This window comes from Streptomyces sp. NPDC058195, from assembly GCF_042883525.1.
GTDB lineage: Bacteria > Actinomycetota > Actinomycetes > Streptomycetales > Streptomycetaceae > Streptomyces.
Genome location: NZ_JBHVVM010000061.1, coordinates 5,001 through 6,274, shown reverse-complemented (window position 1 = coordinate 6,274; position 1,274 = coordinate 5,001). Strand labels below are relative to the sequence as shown.

13 tRNA genes and 1 rRNA gene (1 of these 14 only partly in view) are annotated in these 1,274 nt (G+C 53.1%); all 14 read right to left on the bottom strand.

Annotated features, from left to right (window positions below):
* Positions 1 to 29: 29 nt before the first annotated feature.
* A tRNA-Met gene (locus ACFVWY_RS35355) sits at positions 30 to 106 on the bottom strand.
* 24 nt (positions 107 to 130) lie between these two features.
* Positions 131 to 223 (bottom strand) — tRNA-Ser (locus ACFVWY_RS35350).
* Between the two features lie 7 nt (positions 224 to 230).
* Positions 231 to 307 (bottom strand) — tRNA-Ile (locus ACFVWY_RS35345).
* Positions 308 to 323: 16 nt separating this feature from the next.
* Positions 324 to 397, bottom strand: a tRNA-Met gene (locus ACFVWY_RS35340).
* Between the two features lie 28 nt (positions 398 to 425).
* A tRNA-Ala gene (locus tag ACFVWY_RS35335) sits at positions 426 to 498 on the bottom strand.
* A 10-nt stretch (positions 499 to 508) separates the two neighbouring features.
* A tRNA-Pro gene (locus ACFVWY_RS35330) sits at positions 509 to 585 on the bottom strand.
* A 15-nt stretch (positions 586 to 600) separates the two neighbouring features.
* Positions 601 to 677: transfer RNA gene (locus tag ACFVWY_RS35325), tRNA-Arg, on the bottom strand.
* A gap of 8 nt (positions 678 to 685) precedes the next feature.
* A tRNA-Leu gene (locus tag ACFVWY_RS35320) sits at positions 686 to 771 on the bottom strand.
* 9 nt (positions 772 to 780) lie between these two features.
* A tRNA-Gly gene (locus ACFVWY_RS35315) sits at positions 781 to 855 on the bottom strand.
* 9 nt (positions 856 to 864) lie between these two features.
* Positions 865 to 947: transfer RNA gene (locus ACFVWY_RS35310), tRNA-Leu, on the bottom strand.
* A gap of 7 nt (positions 948 to 954) precedes the next feature.
* Positions 955 to 1,030, bottom strand: a tRNA-Lys gene (locus ACFVWY_RS35305).
* Between the two features lie 36 nt (positions 1,031 to 1,066).
* Positions 1,067 to 1,142: transfer RNA gene (locus ACFVWY_RS35300), tRNA-Thr, on the bottom strand.
* A 5-nt stretch (positions 1,143 to 1,147) separates the two neighbouring features.
* Positions 1,148 to 1,223 (bottom strand) — tRNA-Val (locus tag ACFVWY_RS35295).
* A gap of 23 nt (positions 1,224 to 1,246) precedes the next feature.
* Positions 1,247 to 1,274 (bottom strand): 5S ribosomal RNA (rrf, locus tag ACFVWY_RS35290) (it continues 88 nt past the right edge of the window).

Here is a 1,274-nt window from a genome sequence, read left to right as displayed (position 1 = left end):
CATGTTAACCACTACACCACGGGACCATTTGGTTGCGGGGACAGGATTTGAACCTGCGACCTTCGGGTTATGAGCCCGACGAGCTACCGAACTGCTCCACCCCGCGATGATATGGGTTTTTTAAAAAATATGGCGGAGGAAGAGGGATTCGAACCCCCGCGGGCTTTGACACCCCTGTCGGTTTTCAAGACCGATCCCTTCAGCCAGACTTGGGTATTCCTCCGTATAAGTGGTGGACCTTGTAGGACTCGAACCTACGACCGGACGGTTATGAGCCGTCTGCTCTAACCAACTGAGCTAAAGGTCCTTTCGTTTGGTTAGTATGGCGGCGGAGGGGATCGAACCCCCGACCTCACGGGTATGAACCGTACGCTCTAGCCAGCTGAGCTACACCGCCATAATAAGTTAATTTAAGTTTCTTTAAGTGGAGCCTAGCGGGATCGAACCGCTGACCTCCTGCGTGCAAGGCAGGCGCTCTCCCAGCTGAGCTAAGGCCCCATAGTATTAATGGTCGGGAAGACAGGATTCGAACCTGCGACCCCTTGGTCCCAAACCAAGTGCTCTACCAAGCTGAGCTACTTCCCGATTTCAAAAATATTATGGCGCGCCCGAGAGGAGTCGAACCCCTAACCTTTTGATCCGTAGTCAAACGCTCTATCCAATTGAGCTACGGGCGCATATTCAATGCCGAGGGCCGGACTTGAACCGGCACGGTAGTCACCTACCGCAGGATTTTAAGTCCTGTGTGTCTGCCAATTCCACCACCCCGGCGTGGATGGTTGGAGCGGAAGACGGGATTCGAACCCGCGACCCCCACCTTGGCAAGGTGGTGTTCTACCACTGAACTACTTCCGCGTTTGGCAATGCGGGTGAAGGGACTTGAACCCCCACGTCATAAAGACACTAGATCCTAAGTCTAGCGCGTCTGCCAATTCCGCCACACCCGCGTGACAATGGTGAGCCATGAAGGACTCGAACCTTCGACCCTCTGATTAAAAGTCAGATGCTCTACCAACTGAGCTAATGGCTCTTTTTAAAAGACTTATGTTATTATCTTGTCCAAAAATGGTGCCGGCCAGAGGACTTGAACCCCCAACCTACTGATTACAAGTCAGTTGCTCTACCAGTTGAGCTAGGCCGGCAAATATGGTGGAGGATGACGGGATCGAACCGCCGACCCTCTGCTTGTAAGGCAGATGCTCTCCCAGCTGAGCTAATCCTCCATATATTACACTTACGTGTAATGGCTTGGCGGCGTCCTACTCTCACAGGGG